We start from the raw sequence: 20,533 nt of genomic DNA on the forward strand, positions 1-20,533 counted from the left end.
AGGTGCCGCCGTACTCGCCGCCCACGGTATCGACGTGGAGACCAACGTGCTCCCCAACGAGACCCTCACCGTCCTCGGCCCCTGGCTCACCGCCACCCGACGCCACCGGCCCCACCTGACCTGGTCCTACGCGCTCACCAACAAGGACAGCCACCAGGCCAACGAGCAGCTGACTGCGGACTTGCGCAGTAGGACAGACCTTGTGCTCAGCGACAAAACTCCCGAGGAGGGCGTCCCAGGCGGCCACGCGCCCGAACACTTTACACTGCCCGACGACCTGGACGGTGAGCTCCGACCATGGCTGTCGGCCTGCTACACCACCGGGTCCCGAACCATCCTCGCCGTTGGAGCCCACCACTCCGGCGCACTTCACGACAACTTTGACTGCGTCGATGAAATCGTGGTCGCTGTCGAAAAGGCCTCGCCGACGGGCGGTCTCGCGGCAGCCACCACAGACCTTACGCCGGCGGGTTTCGAGTTGGCTGATATCTCGCCCGGAAGTACGGGTGTGCGTGTTCGCCTTCGCCGGCCGAGGTCGTGTCAAGCGCGAGCCGGTATCGCTGAACCCGGTATGCACTGATGCGCTGCCCGCAGCCAAGGCCGACCATGCCGTCTGCCAGCCTATAACGCGTGAGGCCGGAACTGGCACGTCGGCGCCGGCCGGGAAGCCACCGAGGCGGTCTGGCCGGGTCGAGGGGAGGATGGTCGCGTGCGTGCGGAAGAGGCGATCGACGCGGTGAAGTTGGCGGTCACCGGAGCGGGCCTTCCGACTCACGACGCCAGCGTGGTGCGTGTGGGCGAGAACGGTGTGGTCCTGCTGCCTAGCGCTGGTGTGCTGGCACGAGTGGTACCAAAGGCAGCCAAGGGGAGCGACCCCCGTCGGGAGATCGACATTGCTGCCTGGCTCGCCTCGCGCCAGGTGCCTGTTGTTCACCCCGCACGGTCGGAGCCCGTAATCGTCGGACAGTACGTGGTGTCGCTGTGGGAGTACCTGGCCGATAGCCGGCCGGCCGACTTGGTCACCCTCGCCAAGTGCCTGCGTCGGCTACACGCGGTTGCCATCCCGGCAAATCTATTGCCCTGCTTATCGCCGTTTGACAGGTTCGAAGAGCGGTTACAGACGGGCGCCTACCTCGACTTCAACGACCGCATTTTCCTGCGCCAACTCCGCGATCAACTCTCGGCTCGGTGGGCCGCCGCGGAATTCACGCTCGGCGAGGCGGTGCTGCATGGCGATGCGCATATGGAAAATCTCCTAGTGACGGCAGGCGGCCGAGAAGCATTCGTGGATCTTGAGACAATATGTATCGGACCGCCGGAATGGGATCTGACCCTGACGGCCCTCTACTACGAGTGTGGGTGGTTCACCGATAAGGAGTACGTTGACTTCGTTCAGACGTACGGGTTCGATGTTCGCCTGACCCCGTCGTGGTCGGAGCTGCGACTGGCTCGCATGCTGCGAATGACTTTATGGCTGGCTCAATCAGCGGACAATGATCCGCAACGACAACGTCAGCTGAGGCATCGTATCGATACGTTGCGAGACGGAACTGCTCCTGCCGGCTGGACGGGCTATTAGATTTGTGAGCGCACAGCCTCAGCTACGTGCGCCCGCGCTGCCTCCAGCTCACCTGCAAGGTTTGGCTCCGGATCTGCGTCTGCGAGGATGGAGCCAAGGGCGAGAAGGTCATCCCGTAGCCGGCTGGAGTGGACGCCCCGTGCATCTGCCAAGCCAGCCTGTATCGAGTTCAATCCACCGGCAAAATTACCATTGCATATCTGGAGGTAGGCGATCCGAATCATCGTGAGGGCCCGCGATCTGGCAGCTTCCGTCGGATGGTAGGAGTACGCGGACTGCAATCGATTGAGAAGTGTGTCCGCCTGCTGGTGTTTGTCGGTCGTTACGGCGACATCGAAGAGAGCATGGCCAGCATCGCCGAGAATCTGGCCGACATCGGCGTAGTAGCCCCAAACTGGATTTTCCGGCCCATCCAATCCGCTGGCCGTGAACTCCTCATCACATAAAGCGACCGCACGTATGCACGCTGCGCCGTCATGGCTCCTTGCGTAGGCGCGAGCCTCCACGATCCGAACCGCCGCACGTCCCAGCGGAGGGATTTTCCGCCATTCTGAGTGGACGAGACCAATCACATCAAGAGCGTCCGAGACCTGCCCGACGTAAGTGAGGTGCCTGCTCAAGGTGGTGGCGGTGTGTGCCCGCTGCTGCACGTCCTCGGCTTCGCTGGCCATCTGAATCGCCATAACGAGGTATCGCTGGGCTGTGCTGGGTCTATCACCTGAATCGAAGCATGCCCATCCGGCAAGGTCAGCAAGTCGTGCTGCCGTCGACAGCCAGGTACGACGTACTGCTTCCGTTGCCGACGCCTGGCGGGCGACCCGGCAAGCCCATTCGAGCTGACCGGCCATCGCTGCACGGGCGAGTCCACCACCGTGCTGGTGGTCCCACTCCTCGAACAGGGTGATGCTGCGTTTAAGCGCCTCGACATGAGGCGACTCGATTCTGGCCGGTGCCTGCAATTCCGATCCGGACGTCCACGGTCCCGGAAGCTGAGCAAGGGCACCTGGCAGCTTGCCGAACCATGCAGCCGTCACTTGCTGGCGATCGGAGATCGCCTGGCCCTCGGTACGTCGAGGGCTGTAGAGGCCGATATCGGCGTCTGTCGCGGCACCGAGCACCTGGCGAGTGGCAGTGCGCCGTTCGTGGCTGGGCCAGCGGTGTTCGCCGCGTTCGAGTTTGCCGACCCAGCGGTGGTCAACGTAGTAAGCGGTGAGGCTTCGGCCGGGGTAGAGGCGATCGAGAGCCGCGTTGATGGCATCTGCCAGTTCGGCTCGCGACAGGTGCTGGCCGGGCCGTTGCGGTGATGCAAGGCGCTGGCGGGCCCGGGCGAGCAGCGTGTTGGGCGTGATGATTGTGTCGGGGTGGCGGGCCATCTTTTACCTCCCTCCGAAGCCCGGTCCGGGGGCGCTAGTCGAGATGTAGTTGTGGAACGTCGTAGAGGCCAGTGTTTGGTAGTCGACGCATGGCGGGTGAAGCGACCTCGATGATGAGCATTTCGGTGAGGAATTGGACGGTGGCGTCCAGCAGGTGGCTGGTGTGAGCGGTAGCGCTGTGTTCCTTAAGCCCGGCGGTGAGGTGGATGTGCGGGAGGATCGTCTGGTTGGTGTCGTCCCAGGCGATGGTGCCGCCACCGAGCGCTTCGACGTTGGTGAGGTCCACGTGGCTCCAGACGGGGGCATCGGGGTTGTCGAGGCGTCGACAGGTGCCAACGATCTTCGCGGTTGACAGGCCGGCGATGAACATCGGGATGTAGCCCTGCTTGATGTGGTGGGTGCGGCAGGCGTCGGCGAGGGCGGTGAAGAAGTCGTCGCCGTGGTCGAAGACCACGCCGATCATGCGTCCTGGGGTCAGGTCGTGGCTACGCATGCGCTGCTGGAGCCTCCGCTCGATCGTGGATGTGGGATGGATGGGGCCAGGGCCACGAGGAAGGATCGGTGCGGTTGCCGGCGACAGCGAATGCGGTGGTGATGTCCTGTGGCTTGATCTGTGCGGCGAGGAGGGCGTGGAGCAGGATGCGGGCCTTGTAGGGGTGTAGCCAGCCGGCGGGGATGAGTCCGCGGTTGATGAGGTCTCGTTCGGAGCCGGGGAAGCCGTAGGTGTGGGTGAGTGTCGGGCCGGCCGGAGTGCGGGAGGCGAGAACGACCGGGATCTGGGCGGCGAGGGTGGTGAGCGGGCCGACGAGGGGTTCGGGTACGTGGCCGACTCCGAAGCCTGCGATGACGAGGCCGTCGCAGCGGTCGGCCATGGCATGAAGGATGGTCGGATCGTCGTCGAGGCTGACCGTGTAGAGGCCGACGCGGGGGCGCTCGTTTTGGTGTGGGGTGGGGATGGTGAGTCGGTACGGCACGTGGGTCAGCAGCTGCACGGCGCCTTCCACGACGTACCCGATGGGGCCGGTGTCCGGCGAGCGGAAGGTGCTTCCGCTGGTCGAGTGGGTCTTGGTGACTCGGCGGGCGGAGTGGATTTCGTCGGCGAAGACGACGAGGCAGCCCTGGTTGCAGGTGGTGGTGGAGGCAGCGGTTTGAATCGCGGCGAGGAGGTTGGCGGGTCCGTCCGCGCCGGCGAGGGTGGGGTTGCGCATCGCGCCGGTGACGATCAGGGGTTCGGGGCGGTGGTGCAGCAGGTCGAGCAGGTAGGCGGTTTCCTCGATTGTGTCGGTGCCTTGGGTGACGACGACGCCGGTGGCGCCGTTGTCGAGTTCGGCGGTCGCCGCCGCAGCGAGCGCGGCAATGTCAGCGAAGGTGAGGCAGGCGCCGGGGCGGCGGCGGAAGTCGACCACCTTGATGCCGATTCGGGTCTGGGCCAGTCCAGGTACAGCGTCAACCAGGTCGCGAGCGGACAGCGTGGGATTGACGCCGTCGCCGGTGCCGCTGGTCATGGCGATCGTGCCCCCAAGACCGAACACGACGACGTTCGGCACGGATTCTGGCGGGGTCGGGGACACGATCGTTCCTTCCGGCGGTCGCGGCGGGTGCGGGGAGCCTATTACGGCAATGTGCCGATGAAGCGGCATGCCTGGTCGACGCCGTCGAGGGAGAGTAGACGGCTTCGGGGCTCGGCGAGTCCGAGGAAGCCGTACTGACCGAGGTCCGCGCAGCGGCCTTGCAGCCAGCGCCAGTCGAGGCTCAGGTGGTCGGCCAGGCGATGGAGTCGCCCGCCTGGGGTGGTGCTAGCGATCACGGAGTGAGCTAGCACGTCGCCGAGAGCATCGCGGTAGGTGGCGACGGTGCGGGGATGGTCGGTGACATCGACGTGCCAGACGTCGTCGCTGCGGATCCAGGTGGCCTGGATCGCGCTTCTGTTGTCCATGACAAGCCCGGGCAGCGCGGTGTACTCCGGGTCGTCGGTGACCGCGGTGTGGATTCCGACGGATTCCATCAGTGCCATGGCGAGGAGCAGCAGGATCCGTTCAGGCATCGATGACGCGGCCACCGTCTGCGGGGGGAGGCAGAACATCCTGGTCATCGGTTGGGACGTGCTCCGGAATCGCTCGGTGGTGTCGCGCAGGTACCGCAGTTTGTGGCGGAACAGCAGCCACGTGCTGGCTTCCTCCCCACGTTGCTCGCGGGTCCAGTAGACGGGCACGTCGGACAGGATGTGGCTGTGGCGGCGGATGTGCTCGGCGCAGAACGCCGATCCCATCCAGAGCCGGGACACCGGATCCAGGTTCTCTGTGATGTCGTGGCTGGCGGCGGACCGGGTCAAGTCTCTGTACGGCGACGCCGCGGCCCGGGCGGCGTCTAAGCGGGCGTCGTCCAGTAGCAGCGACTGGTCGAGGTTTGTCACCGCCCAGACAACCCCGGTGGTGATCGCGTCGAGCTGGTACGCGCGAGGGATGAGCAGGCGGGCATCCCGGCCGGCTTCGACCAGATGCCGATCCGCCTGGCGAGAGTCGAGCGCGAACATGCCGGCACGATCCGGTGTGTCGACATATCCGAGGATCAGCCGCCGCTGGACTGCGCGACGCCACCTTCGTTCTGTACCGCCTGTGGGAATGGTGGCGAGGACGCGGCCATCGTCGACCGCCGGGTAGACCTCGACGTCGATCAACGCTTCGGGGAAGTGCTGTCCTGCTGGGGCTGAGATGGTTTGGTGCACGTCACCGTCGGGCAGCGCAGGCGCGCAGCGTCCGAGCTGCAGCAGATTGCCTCTGGGAACTAGGCCGGCCCGTAGTCCGGAACCGGTGAGCTGCTGGCGGTCCGCGACATCCGGGCTTGCGCTGTTGGAACGCCGTGGGCTGTAGAGACCGAGATCGGTGTCACGTGCGGCGCCGAGGGCTAGTCGTAACGCGGCACGCCGTTCTTCGCTGGGCCATCGGTGTTCTCCGCGTTCCAGCTTGCCGATCCAACGGTGGTCGACACATTGGGCGGTGAGGTCGTGACTTGGGTAGAGCTGGTGCAGGGCGGTGTTCACGGCGTCGGCCAGCTCCGTCCGGGACATGCGTTGTCCGGGCCGTCGCGGTGACGGCAAGCCCACACGCTTCGCGGCGAGCTGCGCGTTCGCCATGATCGGAGTGTCCGGGTGACGAGGCACCGACAAACCTTTCCGTAAAGCCAACCGGACCTACGTAGAGGTGCGAGCCCGCCCGGGCGTACTCCGTTGGGCCGTGGAGACATCGCGAGGCTCGCTGCTGCCATCGTGGCCTCAGCATTACGCGGAGTCAAGGCAGCCTTGAGCGGTGTCGCCGAGACCGGAAAGCCGGTCTCGGCGCCCCTGGTTGCAGTGTCGTCAAGCTGCTCAGGTCCCGCTAATGCTCCCTGGGCGCTGGCGACGAGTACCGCCATCACGAACGGCCTGCGTGAAGGTGCTCCACCGATCGGGGGCGAATCGCAGCATCGGTCCGGCGCTGTCCTTGGAGTCGCGTACCAGGATCCGTTCGTCAGTGTCGGCGACCTCGACGCAGTTGCCGTCGTCGCTGCGGCTGGACTTGCGCCAGATGAGCGGGGCGCTCGGCCGGATGGTCATACTGGGGCTCCTTCGGTAGGTGTCAGGCTCTCCGCCGCGGCGCGGAGGAGACGGATGCTTGAGTCGGGAGGAAGGGCTGCGGTTTTGAGTCGGCCGTGCAGGCTCACGTAGGGGTCCAGCTCGTCCGGATCGGTGTGAATGATGTCGCGGGTCAGGGTGTCGACCGCGACAGCTCGTGAGCCTTCCGGGTCGCGATAGCGGTAGATCGAGTACGCCGACCGGGGCGCGCTGTGACCGGTGATCGATGTGTCGGACGGCAGCACCTGAACGACCACGGTTGGGTGGTTCGCGCAGACGGCGATGACGTGTCGAAGCTGCTGCGCGACGACAACGGGGTCAGCGGCGCGTCGCCGGATCGCGCTCTCGTCGATGACGACTTCGTAGCGCGGTCCGCCCGCGGCGAGCACCAGGCTTTGCCGGCGGGTCCGCGCGGTGACCGCAGTAGCGGGATCGAACCTGTCGCCGTGGCGGGCCGGTTCACTACGAAGCCGCGCAGCGGCGTAGTCAGGCGTTTGGAGTAGGCCGGGGATCAGAGAGATGGCGTACTCGGTGATCGTGCGGGTGCCGCTTTCGAGGTCGGCGTAGATGGCCTGTCGGGGGCCCATTTGGTGGACGGTCGGTGCCCACCAGCCTTGAGCCCAGCCATCGGTGGCCGCGTCCATGATCGCTTGCTGGCGGCGCTCGCCAACCGTGAGGTAGTCGCAGATTCCGCTGACGAGGTCGATGTCCGGGCCGAGGTGGCCGTTCTCCAGGGCGCTCAGTTGTCGGCGCGGGAAATGAACTCCGCGGGCGAGGGCGTCGGCGGTCATGCCGTGTTCTTCGCGGAGGCGGCGGATCTCGCGGGCGAGCCATTGCCGGCGGACGTAGGGACTGGGGCGATGCACCGGTGAGCCTCCGGATACCACTCGTGCCCGATCGGCGGCAGCCGATCTGATTGGAGTCAGCGTAACCCCCTTGTTGCGGCGTGTGAGGTGGCTGCTGCTGGTCGTGTTAGGGCGTTTGCGCTGTTCAGAGGCTGGTCGGACCGCAGGTCGGTACGCGAAGTCGGACCGGAAGTCGGCATTCCCAGCATCGTCAAGGTCAGTAATCGTGGATTAGCGGCCAGCTATACGACGGCGGCGTGACGTCACAGTGGGAAGGAGAGCGTGGCATGTTGAGGTTGCTATCGCTCGTGACGCGGCGGCGGTCTGTCCGGGCCGCGCGCTCACCTCTGCGCGTCGCGGCGACGACATCCCCTGCTAGGCCGGTTGGCGGCGGCGTACTGCGTTGTGCCGACGCCTCCGTGCAGACTGGGCACGCAAGCATCATCCGCGTCAGCGCCTCAGAGGTCGAGCGCGCCTCTTTGCTGTCTGAAGTCTTCGGGGTTGGTCGTGGGGGCAGCACCGAGGCTCTGGCAGTGCGATTCGCTACCGAAGCGCAGACCGATGTCCTTTCGGCGTTGGTCGCCGATTCTCTCGCCGTGGGAGCCCTTGGGGCGTGGTTGGTTCCCGAGGTGAGCGAACGTTCACCGCTGCTGCGTGCCTACGCTCGGCTGCTGCTGAACGCAGGCATGCGGTCGGGTCAGGTCCACACCGCCGGTCAGGATGCGGCGGTGTCTGTCTGGTACGAACGGCACCTCCCGCGACCGACGGCCGGGGTCACCGTTGAGGAGCTGCACGAGGCGCTGGGACGCCACGCTGACCGGTTTGCTCTTCTGCACGCCTGCCTCGATGCGACGATTCCGGCCGGCCCGCATGCTCACCTCGCGGTGCTGGCGGCGCGGCCCGGCTGCGGGCAGGCGGCTGTGGCCTTGCTGGAGCACCGTCATCGGCTGCTCGACAACGTGGGCCAGCCGGCCTATACGACCATTGTCACCGCCGAGCCGCGCGAGAGTGTGCTCGGGCAGCTCGGCTACGTGCCGCGGGCGCCAGCGCAGCTCGCGCCCGCCGGCCCGGTGCTGTGGCGGATGTGGCGCTCACCCTGCTCGGAGCCGAGGGGTCTGTATCCACGACGTGCCCGGCTCCACCAGGTCACACCCCCATATTGGGGTGGTTCAGGTCGTTGAGCGAGACATGAGTAGCTGCTAGCCCGCACCACCTCTTCCACCCGCTGGTCTGCTTTCACAACCGGGCGGGTCGCCCCCTCACACCCTCGATCAGTTGGAGGCATCCCTCATGCTGTCCGCGATTCCCCGCTTCCGCGCAAGGGCGTCCTTACGGCGTCATCGTGCTCGGCCGTGGCTGAGAACTCAGCGCCGGTCTGGTGGTGTTGGTGCTGCCGTCACGGTCGCGGGAGACGTGACGTCGGCCGGGCTCGGTCTGGGCGTCGCGGTGCGCCGGCAGTGGCCCGACGGACGGCACGACCTGTTCGGCCACACCCAGGACGTCGAGGCCGCGATGGGAGCGTTGGAGGGCCAGCGCCGCTACTGGCGGCGCGGCCCGGTCAGGCCGTCGGCGCTGTACCTGGTGGCGGTGTCGGCGCGGGCGGTCAAGGATCACCCGGCGTCGGGCTGCCGCTCCGCGTCGTGCCCCGGCTATCCGATCGGGGAGGGCCGGTGAGGTCGACGTACGCGCCGGTGGCGTTGCAGCGCGGCACGGCGACCCCGGTGGGGTTGCGGGTGGTGGGCGCTGCGGCGTCGGCGCCGTTGGTGGTGCTTGTCGGTGGCATCGTGACGACGTTCGCGGCTACGGGTGTGGTGGCTCTGCCGCTGGTGTTCGTGGCGGTGACCGGGGTCGTCGGGCTGTTGGCGGTGGGGTACGCGGCGATGGCGGTGCGGGTGGGGCATCCGGCGGCGTACTACGGGATTTTGGCGGCGGGGTTGGGTCGGCGGTGGGGTGTGGCCGGGGGCCTGGTCGCTCTGTTGGCGTACAACGCGATCCAGATCAGCTTGTACGGCCTGCTCGGGTCGGTGGCCGCCGCCACCGTCGGCGGGGTGTGGTGGGTGTGGGCGCTCGCCGCGCTGGGCGTGGTGGGGTGGCTCGGGGTCCACACGCTCGTGACGTCGACCCGGGTGGTGGCGGCGGTGCTGCTGCTGTCGCTGCTGGTGGTGGCCCTGTTCGTGGTGGCCGGGCTCGGTGAGCCGGCGCCGGGCGGCGGGTCGCCGTGGACGGGGTTCTCGGTGTCGCAGCTGACGGTGGGCGGTGTCGGCGGCGCGTGCGCCCTGTGTGTGGCGGCGTTGATGGGCGTGGATGTTCCGGGGTCGCTGGGTGAGGAGGCCACCGATCGTGGCGCGATCTACCGGGCCACGGTCGGTGGGGTGTTCCTGCTCGGCGGGGTGTACGCGGTCGCGTCGTGGGCGATGGGCGTGGCGGTCGGCCCCCAGGTGGTCGCCGCGGTGGCGGCGGACCCCGACGGTGGTCTGCCGTTCTCGGTGCTCGCGAGGCTCGGCGGGTGGTGCGTGCTGCTGGCGGAGGTGCTGCTGATCGCGGCGATCGTCACTTCGATGCTGGTGTTCCACCACACGGTCGCGAGGTATGCGTTCGCGATGGGCCGCGAGCAGGTGCTGCCCGCATGGTTGGCGCAGTCCTCGACCGGCTGGCAGGTAGCGGCGCCGCGGGAGGCGTCACTGGCCCAGTCGGCCCTCGCCGCTGTGGTGGTTGCCGGGTTCGCCCTCGCGGGGCTGGATCCGGTGCGGGTGATGTTCTCGTGGTTGTCGGCGTTGGGCGCGATGGGGCTGCTGTGTCTGCTGCTGGCCGCGTCGGTGGCAGCGCTGAAGGCCCCGGTCCAGGTGCGTGGCGAGGGCTGGAGTTGGTGGCGGTGGCGGATCGCGCCGACGCTCGGCGTTCTCGGCGGCCTGGTGGTGCTGGCGGTCATGGTCGTCAACGCCGACTCCTTGTTGGGCGCCGCCGAGGGGTCGTTGTATCCGCTGCTGCTGCCGGCGTCCCTGGCGGTCACCGCGGTGGTGGGCGCGGCGTGGGGTGCCCGGTTGCAGCGGTCGAGGCCGGAGGTTTCGGCGGGGATCGGCCAGGGCCAGCCCCGCCGTAACGCGGTGCCGGACAACATCTCCGAGTCGATCTGAGGCCCCGGCGATGCGATCGAACGACACCGTGCACGTCTACCACCATCAGGGCGGCTACTACGGCGAGCCCGTCCGAGACGCACCGACCTACGGGCCGCCGCCGCAGCGGCAGCCACCGGCACACCGCCATCCCGCCGCGCCGTATGCGCCCCCGCAACACCCGGCGCACCGTCATCCCGCCGAGCCGTATGCGCCTGCGCAACTCCCGGCGCGTCACCATCCCGCGCCGCCGGGCCCACCGCCGGGGGCCGCAGCCGGGCCGCCCGAGACGGCATGGCCGGGACACTATGGCCAACCGCCCGCGGCCCCCGCGGTCGTGCCCCCACTTCCGGAACGGGCCCCGGCGTCCGAGCATCATGCCGCACCCGCTCCGACCGAGCCGGACGAGCAGCAGCCCGACGAGCAGCAGGCCGACGAGCCTCGCTTCGGCTACGAGAAGGTGGACGCGCGGGTACTGGCGTCGCTGCGGTGGCAGGTCGGATCCCGACTCAAGATCGCCAACACCAAGCACCTCTCGGCCGCGAGTCTGCGATTCGGCACCCGAGAGGCGCTGGGCCCGCACGCGGTCCTGTTCCTGTTCGTCGCTGACGCGCCCCACGAGCCGGGCGGTCGGCGACTGTATACGGCGAGTCGTCTGTTCGAGGCCGGTCGGGACGTGGAGCATCTGCCGACTGTGCTCGATGACCTGATCATCGCCGCCCGAGCCCACATCGCCGCCGTCGGCGCGCAGTGGCAGCCGCTGGACGGGGTCCGCTCGCTGGTCAACGGGGAACCTGTGCACCTGCCGGTCGGGGCGCGGTATCTGGGTGTGGCGGTGAGCACGCTCGACACCGACCAGGGCCGTTGGTCCGACATCGCCCGAACCCTGCATGAGAAGCTGCCCGGGGGGATCTTCGGGTCGTCGCGGCAAATCTCGGGCCGCTGTTACGCCCGGCTGGTGGACCACACCGCGATGCAGGTCGACCGCGACCCGTATCCCGCGTTCGGGGACAACGGCATCCGCTGCACCCAACCGGTCGACATCGATCACTACGACTCCTACCGGCGGTACGCGGATCTGACCAGCAGTGGTGATCACGACCAGCAGCAGATGTGGCAGCGACTCACCGCCCTGCACGACCTGCTGACCGCGCACCTGAACCCCGGACGTGACGTGTGACGGCGGCCGAGGTGATGGACCTGGCCGCCGCCGCCGACCTCAGTAAGAACCACATCGACATCACGGCGGTCCTCGATCGACTCGTGGAGGGGGCGGAGGCGTCGGCGGCGACCACGATCGGCTACCCGGGCGCCGTCGACATGAATTACGACGCGGTGTTGAGCCGGCTCGGGAGACGGCTCTGGAACAACATCGGAGATCCGAGTGATGCCGGCGGCATCGCCCACACCCGGGTTCTGGAGCGGGCCGTGGTCGCCTGGATGGCGGACCTGTTCGCCATGCCACCCGACAACCGGTGGGGGTATGTGACCACCGGCGGCACCGAGGGCAACCTCGCCGCGCTCTACGCCGCCAGACGCCGCTACGCCACCGCCCGCATCTACTACTCCCGGGCCGCGCATTACTCGATCCCCAAGCTCGTGCGCATCCTCGGCGCTCACGGCGTGCCGGTGCGGGCGGACGAGCGCGGGGAGATGGACTACCGCGACCTGGCCGCGCAGCTGCACCGCCGTAGGCGATACCCCGCGATCGTGGTCGCCACCGCAGGCACGACGCTGACCGAGGCCGTCGACGACACCGCCCGGATACGGGACCTCCTAGCAGCGCACCCGGGCGGGGGGCACCTGCACGTCGACGCCGCCCTGTCCGGCATTCCGCTCGGGTTGGACGGGCGGTTGCGTCTGGATGATGCCGCCGGCATCGGCAGCATCGCCGTCTCGGGTCACAAGGTCCTCGGCACGCCGGTGCCATGCGGGGTGGTCCTGGTCGGGGACACCGTCCGCGCACCCGGCCAGCCGGTCGCCTACACCGGCACGTCCGACACGACGATCGGCGGCTCCCGGTGCGGGCTGGCCGCCGCGCTGCTGTGGCAGGCCATCGCGGTGCAGGGACGGGAGGGGCACCGCTGGCGGGTCGTGCACGCCCGCGAGCTGGCTACCTACGCCGTCACCCGGATCACCGCGATCGGCTGGCATGCGTGGCGGCACGACCACGCGATGACCGTGGTCCTCGACACCCCACCCGCCGAGGTACGGACGCGGTGGGTGCTGGCCACGGAGGGGTCCGTGAGTCACCTGATCTGCATGCCCGGCATCACCCGCACGCAGATCGATGCGTTCGTCGCCGATCTGGCCGCCGCCATACCTCGCCCGGCAGCACCGCGGCCCCGCGCACCCGCCGACGACATCGGCCTGATCACCACCACCCATTGATGAAGGAGGCCACGATGGCGACCGGTTTTATGACCCACACGTTGTTCTTCTGGCACGACACCGGCACCGCCGCTCTCATGCTGCCGGCCGACCCGATGGCGGGCGTTCAGCCCGACGCGCACGTCGAGAGCGGCCACACCAAACGGCGAGGCTACGAACTGCTCGACGTCACCGGCCTGCTGGACACGATGCACAGGGTGCCCGCACGACCCGCCAGGATCGGCGAGCTGCTGCGCGTGCACACCGACGCGTACGTGCAGCGGATCGCGGACGCGAGCGCCCAACCGCGGGGAGGCGACGCCGGCGACGGCTTCACCCCGCTGGGCCACGGCAGCGCCGACATCGCCCGCCTCGCCGCCGGCGGCGTCCTGGAACTCGTCACCGCCGTCGCGTCCGGCAACCTCACCAACGGCTACGCCCTGGTGAGACCCCCCGGCCATCACGCCACCGCCGACACGGGCATGGGCTTCTGCGTGTTCAACAACGCAGCACTCGCCGCCCGCCACGCCCAGGCCGAGCTGGGACTCGACCGGATCGCGATCGTCGACCTGGACACACACCACGGCAACGGTACGCAGTCCATCTTCTGGACCGATCCGAACGTCCTGCACATCAGCATCCACGAGGCCGGGTCCTTCCCACCCGACTCCGGATGGATCGAAGAGACCGGCGCCGACGCCGGTCAGGGTTACACCATCAACGTTCCGCTACCCCTGGGCAGCGGCCACGCCGCCTGGCTCTACGCCATGCACCAGGTCGTGCTCCCCGCACTGCACCGCTTCCAACCCGAACTGATCATCGTCCCGATCGGGTACGACGGCGGCTGCTTCGAACCGCTGGCCCGCCAAGCCCTGGTCGTGGACTCCTACCGGCAGATGGCCACGCTGCTGACCCGCGCTGCCGACCGGCTGTGCGACGGCCGGCTGGTCGCGATCAGCGAGGGCGGCTACAGCCCCGGCATGGCCCCCTGGTGCGGCGTCGGCTTCGTCGAGGGCCTGACCGGACGCAACGGCAACCTCAGCGACCCCTACGCCGGCATCACCGCCGGATACGCCGCCGCGCCGATGCTGCCGCACCAACAGAACGTGATCGACCGGGTCGCCCGCTTGGTGTCCAACATCAACGCCACCGCTCCGGCGACCTGACCCGATCATGCCCCCGAACCCGAAATCACGGATGGTCGCGGCGGTGAGCACCGTGGCCTGGCTCGCGGCGGTCACCGCCGTGGTCATCCCGCCCGCGCCGGCGCTGACGCGTTGGGCGGACCCGCGCGCATTGTGCGCCGTGCCGAACCCCATTCCTACGCCCACGTCCTCGACGCAGAACGGGGGCATTCAGCTGCCTCCGGGCAGGCCGGCGCGCCCCGTGTTGCTGGGCCTGGCCCGGCGTCTCGGCGCCGACCGCTGCGACGCCACGCCCGGAAGGTTCGCTGTCGTGCGCCATCACCTGTGGCGCTACGGGGCCAGCAACACGTGGCAGCGCGACGTGGTGCGCTGGTACGCCGACGACGACTCCGGCGCGGAACTCGCCATACGGTCTCCCAGGCCGCAAGTGGCTAAGGATTGGTGGCAGCCGGGCGGACTTCGCCTCCAGTACCTGACCAAGGCATACACCAGCTGCGAGCGGCTGATTAGCCAAGCGCAGATGCAAGGCTGGGGCGACGACCCCGCGGCGTTGATAGAGGGCGTCGCCGCTCTGGGAATGTGGTACAGCCCTAACCGGCAGCAGCGGCAACTCGCAGCCCGGGTCCTCGCCGACACCCCCGGCCTCACGGCACACGACACGGTGGCGGACCGCGCCGGCCGCGTCGGCATCGGCATCGCGGCGTTCTCCGACCAGGGCCGCAGCCGGCGCCTGCTCATCCTGGATAGCACTAGCGGGCAGATCCTCGCCTACGAAGCCGCTGCACTCACCACGAACGGGTGGCGCGCGCAGGTGTACCTGCTGCTGCTCACCCGCACCCACGCCGCGCGCCGCTGGTGGGAGCCACCCGCCGAAGACCAGCCGACCGAGCCCCTAGAAGGGCCCCTATACGCCCACGCCGGTATCTGGCCGGTGCAAAACGACACGTCCTGCACCACCGACCGCACCGCATGGAGCGCCGCACAATGACACCAACTCATACCGCCCGGATGTCCGCACTGCTGCGGGAACTGCTCGATTCGACTATCACCCAGCAGATCAACCAGCTCGACGTCTTTCCCGGCTCGCGGGTGTTGGAGATCGGCGCCGGCACCGGCCACGTCACCGCGCTGCTCGCCCGCGCCGTCGGCCTGGTGGGTCGTGTCGTCGCGGTTGACGACGACACTACCTACCTGAACCCGAGCGCCGTGGTGGACGTCTACAGCCGCGACATCGCCGTCAACCCCGACGCGCTACCCGGTGACGCCGCAAGCGTCGACCTGGTCATCGCACGGTGGCCACACCACCGACTGGTCGACCCGGCCGCGACGATCGACCGCATGCTCACACGCCTGCGCCCGGGTGGATGGCTCGTCCTCGCCGACGTCACCGACACCCGCCCACGGGTGCACCGCGCCGCCACGACGGGCGATGAAGAGCTGATCAACCGGGTTGTACGCAGGCTCTACGACACGGCCCTCGGCGCCGGCGGCACGGGCCGATGGCCGGTCGACGTCGAAGGACTGCTGCACGGCCGGGGCATGGAGCAGGTGTGCCTGAGCGCCGCATCGGAGACGTGGACCGGCGGCGGCCCCGGCTGCGGCGTCCTCGCCGGCATCGTCGACCACGCCCGGCCGACTCTCCAAGCCCTCGGCGTCCACGTCGACGACATCGACTACTTCCAGACGGTCATGACTGATCCAAACGTCCTACTGCGGTCGATCGAGCGCCGCGGCGTGCACGCCCGCAAACCCGCCTAACGGCCCAAGCGATGCCGCTGGGGGATCGGCAACCTCCAGCGTCACGTCCGGTGACTATCCCAATGTGGTCACCGGAGCGGCGGTGCCGGGCGTCGACCGCTCAGGGTCCGGCACTGCCAGGACGACCACGCCGGGATGAGGGCCCGGCGGGTCGGCCAGGCCGGCGGCAGAACACCCCGATTCTGCCGCCGGCCACCCAGACACCCCGATCAGCGGCACGCGAAGTGATGCCGCCGGCATCACCACCACCCGCCACCGCGACGCCATCAGCGAACGGACACCGCAATGCATCAGGACCTGCCCCTGTGACCCGACGTGCCATCACCGTCCACCGGACGCCGGCGTTCATTGCCGACGTGATCGCGCAGGTGACCGCCGCACACGACCGCCCCGGATCAGGTCGCCTCACCGCAGTCGTCGACCGGATCGCCCGCCAGCACGGGCTGCCCGCCACCACCGTCCGCGCGTGGCTGACTGACGCGCGGTACTCACCGCAGACACCGCTGCCCTACGGTCTGCTGCACTGCAACCTGTGCGGCGCACCGCTCGCGACCATCACCCGCGCCCAGGAGCCGCCGGTGTTGCTGTGCACCCCGCCGTGCGGGCGTCAGCCCATCGCCGCCGACGCGGTGTCACACGCGGTCGGCGCGATCGTTCTCCGACGCGCGCCCCGGCTGGTCCCTGCGGGACTCGCGGACGACGCCGCCTCCTACGCCGCAGCGGTGATCCTGCGCATCACCGTCGGCGCCACCCTCAACGACCTGCACGTCACCTGGCGCACCGCCCCACCACACACCCACATCGCCCAACGCCTGCACACCGCACGGCATCACGCTGAGCGCGGTGACTTCCGCCAAGCTGTACGGCTGCTGCGTGGAGCCCTGCACCACATCGATCCGCTGCGACACCTACCCACCAGCGACCTGACCACCGCCCGCGCCGCCGCACTGCTCGCCGACACGGCCCTCATCGCCTGCGCCGTCGGTGCCCGCGAATGGGCCGCCTACGCCCACCGCAGCCTGGCTCGAATCTATGACGACCCCACGCACCCGGAGGTCCGCGACGCCCTCGCGGTCCTCGCCGCCGCCACCACCACCGCCGGTGACCACATCAACGCGGGCCACCTCTACACCGACCTGATCCGCCACCACAGCAACGCCGAAGGACCCGCCGCGCTGCCCACCCTCACCGCACAAGCGCACCTCACGGTCGTCCTGCACGCCACCGGCCAGTTCGAACAGGCCGCCTTCCTGCTGCGCTGCACCGCCGCCGCTCTGAACTCCACGCCACACCACGACCACGCCGCCACGCGGCTGGCCAAGTACCTCACCACGATGCGCGACACCGCCCGCCCGACAATGCCGCCATCGACGATCGCCCGCAGCTCTAATGGCCCCCGACCCGATCACCACCCACCGCCGCCGTCCCTGCGCCCACACAAGGACCACGCCAGCGACGGGCCCGGATCAGGCACCCGAACCCATCCGCGGTGACCGACCAGCGGCAGCGGGCCCTCCGTCCCCTGCCACCGAGCACCCCACCCGCAAGCCCACCAGCCACCGCCCACCGCCCGCACCACCAAGACATCAGGACCCTGCCGACAAGTGGACGACGGGCCGGCGTCCTCACCCGGTTGATACTGACGAAGGACCACCTGAGCCTCCTCATGCCCGCCTACGTACCTCCCTCCTACGCCAACACCATTGCTCCCGTGCCGCCGCCGCGGAATCTCGACGAGCGCGCCAGGCTTCGCCGTGCCGTCGTGGAGCGCCTCCACAACAACCCGCGCACAGGCTGCTGGTTCGAAGGGGTCACCGCTGCCGTGGCCTTCCAGGAACGCGAAGGTCACCTTGTGGTGCCCCGATTCCACGTCGAAAACGGGCACGAACTGGGTGGGTTCATCCACAACATCCGCAGCCGCTACCTGTGCACAGGCCGCCCCAGCAAAGACAAGCTCGACGGGGAGCAGGTGTGGATGATGGAGGCCCTCGGCATGGTGTGGCGGGTCAACGACATGCGATTCGTGGATGTCTACATCCCGGCGTTCACCTCGTTCGCCCGCCGCGAGGGGCACTTGCGAGTGCCCCGCGAGCACCGCGAGCACGGAATCAAGCTGGGCCACGTCACGCACAACATCCGCAAGCAGGTCCGGTCGGGCAAGTACCCGCAGTGGCGCATCGACGTCCTCGACGTACTCGGCTTCGAGTGGCAAGTCCTGAAACCCCGGGCCGCCGTGGCGAGCCGCCGTGCCGCCCGTGAACCGCATTGCGAGGGCACCCGGGCCCTCACGGAGATGCGGGCCGGCTGCGCACCGTCACCAGACAAGGAGGATCGGGCATGCCTCGCCGGCCGCTGATCGTCGGTCGCCGGCGCACCATCGTCGCCCTGGTGCGGCACCCGGACCGGTCGTGGACCGCGCGAGTTGGCCGACGCCCGCGCCATGCTCACCCAGCTCCAACCCAGCGCGCCGCCCGACGAGCCCGCGCCCTGTCCACCGACCAGATCGCCGCACTCGACGCCATCGGGATGCCTTGGGAACCCGCCCACGGCTGGACCGGCGTACAACAGGTCGCCGCCCGCAGATGCCACGCCCAGGCCACCAACCCACCCGAACACCCCGCGCCGGCTTCCCAGGAGCAGCCAGAACCAAGATGTCTCGGCATCAGTCACACCCATGCTGGCGGCGGCTCTGACGCCTGCATCACCGGCGCAGGGAACGCTCCGCGTCGTCAGCTGGAACCTCATGTCGTACGGAAAGTCAGGGCTGCCGACGCGGCGGCAGCAGCACGAGCTGCTGCGTTTCCTACGCCCCGACATCGTGTGTTTGCAGGAGATCTACGCCGTCGGCGGCGACGCGGTGGAACTCGACCGGCTCGACAACGCGATAGCCCAGGCGCTGGGGATGGAGGGCTTCGCGGTCCCCGCGAAACACTCCGACTGTCACCTCGCGATGCTGTGGCGACCCGAGTACGCCGTGTTGTCGCAGCGGGCGTACGACCTGCTGATGTGGCACGGCTTGGGCGTGGTCCGGCTTGATGTCGGCGCGTCCGTGCCGCTGACGGTGGCGGTCACTCACCTCGCGCCCTGGAACCCCGACAAGCAACTCGCCGACGCGTACACCCTCACCGGGCAGCTACCCCTGTCGGACGCGACGATCCTCGCCGCCGACTGGAACTCCTTCGGCGTCGACCCCGAATACGATCCCGAGCCGGACTGGACGGCTCTGCCCACCGAGTGGATCGCTCGGCATGTCCGCTTGAGCGATGAGCCCGACGCTCTGCCAGTAGCCGACCGGCGCCCTTCGCAGATGATGCAGCGCAGTGGCTTCCACGACGCCGCACCCCACCTGGGCGCGGCATGGAAGGCCACCAGCGGGCTTCGCGGCGGCCGGCGGCTGGAGCCGACGCGAAGACGTCTTCTGGACCAACCGCCCAGAAGCGCTGCGCAGCTACCAGGTGATCGACACCCCTGCAGCACGCACGCTGTCGGACCACCTACCCATCATGGTCGACCTCGACCTACAGGCGATGTCTCCTTCGGCTTCCTCCGCCCCACCTAGTGAAGCGGAAGAGTTGTGACCGCCCAGCAGGCGGGCTCCTGCCCGTTCCGGCCATCCGCCGCGACCTGCATCCACGCACGTCGCCACCGGCCCGGCGAGTTCAGCCGCGATCTATGCCCAAAGTCAGCACGAACAGGAGCGTCATGGTGACGACAATCCGAATCGGCCGTCAACGTCCGCCGCGGCTGCTCGAACTACTCGACCCGGCCATCCGCCACGACCTGGATCGCGTCCCCATTCAGGCGGGCCAGCGCGTGCTGGACATCGGCGCCGGCACCGGCGAGCTGACCGCTGATCTGGCCCGCCTCGTCGGCCCGAGCGGCAAGGTCACCGCCGTGGACATGGACACCAGCTACCTCGCGCCGACCGGCGTCATCGACGTCTACCAACGCGCCCTCGGCGTCGACGAGTTGCCCGGCGAACCCGGCAGCTTCGACGTCGCCGTTGCCCGCTGGATGCACGGTGCCCTGCCCGACCCGGACGCCGTGATCCGACAGATCATCGACCGGCTACGGCCCGGCGGCTGGCTGGTCCTCGCCGACATCCCCTTCACCCCGGCTCAGGTATTCCAACCGCGCCCCGACTACGCCACGTGGACGTCGGATCCATGCAGCCAGGACGCCGACCTGATCCAACACGTCATGACGATGATCTACAGCCTCACCACCGGCACCGGCCGTCCCACCTGGCCACTCGACGTCATCACGCCGCTCGTCGCCGCCGGCCTCAACCCGGTCTGCGCCCACCTCAGCGTCGAAACCTGGGCCGGCGGCGGTCCCGGCTGCCAGATCCTCGCCGACACCGCCCAACACCTCCGATCCCGCCTCGTCCAACCCGAACTCAGCCACAGCGACCTCGACCGATTCGTCAACCTCATGGCCGACCGCGCCGTGCTCCTCTGCTCCTACGAGCGCCGCACCGTGCACGCCCACAAACCCGCTACACCACAGCAGCCCGTCGCGCGCACCACACGAGCCGCCCAAGCCTGAGACCGTACCCCCGAAACCAGGGCGGAGCAGACCCGAACTGCGCCACCCCCGCGGTGTAGCCGCCGTCAGGCGGCTACCTGACCGGCCCCGTGACAGGTGTAGCCACGGACGGCCCGGTCAGCGGGCCGGCGGCAGCGGGCACCCCCAACCCATGCCGCCGGCCCACCCCACGAACGCCTGCCATCACCGGCC

General features: G+C 68.9%; 20 protein-coding genes. 14 read left to right on the top strand and 6 right to left on the bottom strand.

Features of this window, described 5'->3' with window-relative positions; all coding sequences use genetic code 11:
* Positions 1-34 precede the first annotated feature (34 nt).
* Positions 35-580 carry a hypothetical protein gene (locus ACIA6B_RS07990; RefSeq protein WP_396772029.1) on the top strand — a complete coding sequence of 182 codons (546 nt, stop codon included), beginning with the start codon at positions 35-37 and terminating at the stop codon, positions 578-580.
* 129 nt (positions 581-709) lie between these two features.
* Complete coding sequence (locus ACIA6B_RS07995) at positions 710-1,579, top strand: phosphotransferase enzyme family protein (RefSeq protein ID WP_396772030.1); 870 nt, start codon at positions 710-712, stop codon at positions 1,577-1,579.
* Here ACIA6B_RS07995 and ACIA6B_RS08000 read toward each other — a convergent pair.
* The 6 genes from ACIA6B_RS08000 to ACIA6B_RS08025 form a co-directional block, all read right to left on the bottom strand.
* Positions 1,576-2,952, bottom strand: coding sequence for a hypothetical protein (locus tag ACIA6B_RS08000; RefSeq protein WP_396772031.1), 1,377 nt, complete (start codon positions 2,950-2,952; stop codon positions 1,576-1,578). The genes ACIA6B_RS07995 and ACIA6B_RS08000 overlap by 4 nt on opposite strands.
* Positions 2,953-2,986: 34 nt before the next feature.
* Positions 2,987-3,445, bottom strand: a complete 459-nt coding sequence (locus ACIA6B_RS08005; protein ID WP_396772032.1) for a PPC domain-containing DNA-binding protein — start codon at positions 3,443-3,445, stop codon at positions 2,987-2,989.
* Entirely contained in the window at positions 3,438-4,523 is a 1,086-nt protein-coding gene (locus ACIA6B_RS08010) for an asparaginase (protein WP_396772033.1), read from the bottom strand. The genes ACIA6B_RS08005 and ACIA6B_RS08010 overlap by 8 nt, the downstream gene beginning before the upstream one ends.
* A 41-nt stretch (positions 4,524-4,564) precedes the next feature.
* The gene (locus ACIA6B_RS08015; RefSeq protein ID WP_396772034.1) at positions 4,565-6,085 is read right to left on the bottom strand and encodes an XRE family transcriptional regulator; all 1,521 of its coding nucleotides are present in this window, start codon (positions 6,083-6,085) and stop codon (positions 4,565-4,567) included.
* A gap of 231 nt (positions 6,086-6,316) precedes the next feature.
* Positions 6,317-6,544, bottom strand: a complete 228-nt coding sequence (locus ACIA6B_RS08020) for a DUF397 domain-containing protein (protein ID WP_396772036.1) — start codon at positions 6,542-6,544, stop codon at positions 6,317-6,319.
* On the bottom strand, positions 6,541-7,449 hold the full coding sequence (locus ACIA6B_RS08025; RefSeq protein WP_396772037.1) for a Scr1 family TA system antitoxin-like transcriptional regulator: 909 nt from the start codon (positions 7,447-7,449) through the stop codon (positions 6,541-6,543). The genes ACIA6B_RS08020 and ACIA6B_RS08025 overlap by 4 nt, the downstream gene beginning before the upstream one ends.
* A 491-nt stretch (positions 7,450-7,940) precedes the next feature.
* On the opposite strand from ACIA6B_RS08025, the gene ACIA6B_RS08030 reads away from it, so the two are divergent.
* The 12 genes from ACIA6B_RS08030 to ACIA6B_RS08085 all read left to right on the top strand — a co-directional run bounded on the left by ACIA6B_RS08030 (position 7,941) and on the right by ACIA6B_RS08085 (position 20,341).
* Positions 7,941-8,588, top strand: a complete 648-nt coding sequence (locus ACIA6B_RS08030; protein ID WP_396772038.1) for an N-acetyltransferase — start codon at positions 7,941-7,943, stop codon at positions 8,586-8,588.
* A 232-nt stretch (positions 8,589-8,820) separates the two neighbouring features.
* Positions 8,821-9,081 carry a hypothetical protein gene (locus ACIA6B_RS08035; protein WP_396772039.1) on the top strand — a complete coding sequence of 87 codons (261 nt, stop codon included), beginning with the start codon at positions 8,821-8,823 and terminating at the stop codon, positions 9,079-9,081.
* On the top strand, positions 9,078-10,541 hold the full coding sequence (locus ACIA6B_RS08040; RefSeq protein ID WP_396772040.1) for an APC family permease: 1,464 nt from the start codon (positions 9,078-9,080) through the stop codon (positions 10,539-10,541). The genes ACIA6B_RS08035 and ACIA6B_RS08040 overlap by 4 nt, the downstream gene beginning before the upstream one ends.
* A gap of 316 nt (positions 10,542-10,857) precedes the next feature.
* Complete coding sequence (locus ACIA6B_RS08045; RefSeq protein WP_396772041.1) at positions 10,858-11,700, top strand: hypothetical protein; 843 nt, start codon at positions 10,858-10,860, stop codon at positions 11,698-11,700.
* A gap of 14 nt (positions 11,701-11,714) precedes the next feature.
* Positions 11,715-12,911 carry a histidine decarboxylase gene (locus ACIA6B_RS08050; protein ID WP_396772096.1) on the top strand — a complete coding sequence of 399 codons (1,197 nt, stop codon included), beginning with the start codon at positions 11,715-11,717 and terminating at the stop codon, positions 12,909-12,911.
* 14 nt (positions 12,912-12,925) lie between these two features.
* Positions 12,926-14,056, top strand: a complete 1,131-nt coding sequence (locus ACIA6B_RS08055; protein WP_396772042.1) for a class II histone deacetylase — start codon at positions 12,926-12,928, stop codon at positions 14,054-14,056.
* 43 nt (positions 14,057-14,099) lie between these two features.
* Positions 14,100-15,023 carry a hypothetical protein gene (locus ACIA6B_RS08060; protein WP_396772043.1) on the top strand — a complete coding sequence of 308 codons (924 nt, stop codon included), beginning with the start codon at positions 14,100-14,102 and terminating at the stop codon, positions 15,021-15,023.
* A gap of 20 nt (positions 15,024-15,043) precedes the next feature.
* A complete protein-coding gene (locus tag ACIA6B_RS08065) occupies positions 15,044-15,793 on the top strand; it encodes a class I SAM-dependent methyltransferase (protein WP_396772044.1) in 750 nt (249 codons plus the stop codon).
* 305 nt (positions 15,794-16,098) lie between these two features.
* A complete protein-coding gene (locus ACIA6B_RS08070) occupies positions 16,099-17,286 on the top strand; it encodes a hypothetical protein (protein WP_396772045.1) in 1,188 nt (395 codons plus the stop codon).
* Between the two features lie 173 nt (positions 17,287-17,459).
* Positions 17,460-18,149 (top strand): helicase associated domain-containing protein, encoded by a 690-nt coding sequence (locus tag ACIA6B_RS08075; RefSeq protein ID WP_396772046.1) that lies wholly within the window; start codon positions 17,460-17,462, stop codon positions 18,147-18,149.
* Between the two features lie 318 nt (positions 18,150-18,467).
* Positions 18,468-19,352: an endonuclease/exonuclease/phosphatase family protein gene (locus ACIA6B_RS08080; RefSeq protein ID WP_396772047.1), complete on the top strand. Its 885-nt coding sequence runs from the start codon at positions 18,468-18,470 to the stop codon at positions 19,350-19,352.
* A 146-nt stretch (positions 19,353-19,498) separates the two neighbouring features.
* Positions 19,499-20,341: a class I SAM-dependent methyltransferase gene (locus ACIA6B_RS08085; protein WP_396772048.1), complete on the top strand. Its 843-nt coding sequence runs from the start codon at positions 19,499-19,501 to the stop codon at positions 20,339-20,341.
* Positions 20,342-20,533: the final 192 nt, after the last annotated feature.

The sequence above is a fragment of the Micromonospora sp. NPDC051141 genome, from assembly GCF_044455765.1.
Taxonomy (GTDB): Bacteria; Actinomycetota; Actinomycetes; order Mycobacteriales; family Micromonosporaceae; genus Micromonospora.

Coding starts and splice junctions, on each gene's coding strand:
- ACIA6B_RS08075 (WP_396772046.1), top strand. CDS start 17,460: ATGCCCGCCTACGTACCTCCCTCCTACGCCAACACCATTGCTCCCGTG.
- ACIA6B_RS08055 (WP_396772042.1), top strand. CDS start 12,926: ATGGCGACCGGTTTTATGACCCACACGTTGTTCTTCTGGCACGACACC.
- ACIA6B_RS08065 (WP_396772044.1), top strand. CDS start 15,044: ATGTCCGCACTGCTGCGGGAACTGCTCGATTCGACTATCACCCAGCAG.
- ACIA6B_RS08000 (WP_396772031.1), bottom strand. CDS start 2,952: ATGGCCCGCCACCCCGACACAATCATCACGCCCAACACGCTGCTCGCC.
- ACIA6B_RS08020 (WP_396772036.1), bottom strand. CDS start 6,544: ATGACCATCCGGCCGAGCGCCCCGCTCATCTGGCGCAAGTCCAGCCGC.
- ACIA6B_RS08015 (WP_396772034.1), bottom strand. CDS start 6,085: ATGGCGAACGCGCAGCTCGCCGCGAAGCGTGTGGGCTTGCCGTCACCG.
- ACIA6B_RS08080 (WP_396772047.1), top strand. CDS start 18,468: ATGCTGGCGGCGGCTCTGACGCCTGCATCACCGGCGCAGGGAACGCTC.
- ACIA6B_RS08050 (WP_396772096.1), top strand. CDS start 11,715: ATGGACCTGGCCGCCGCCGCCGACCTCAGTAAGAACCACATCGACATC.
- ACIA6B_RS08005 (WP_396772032.1), bottom strand. CDS start 3,445: ATGCGTAGCCACGACCTGACCCCAGGACGCATGATCGGCGTGGTCTTC.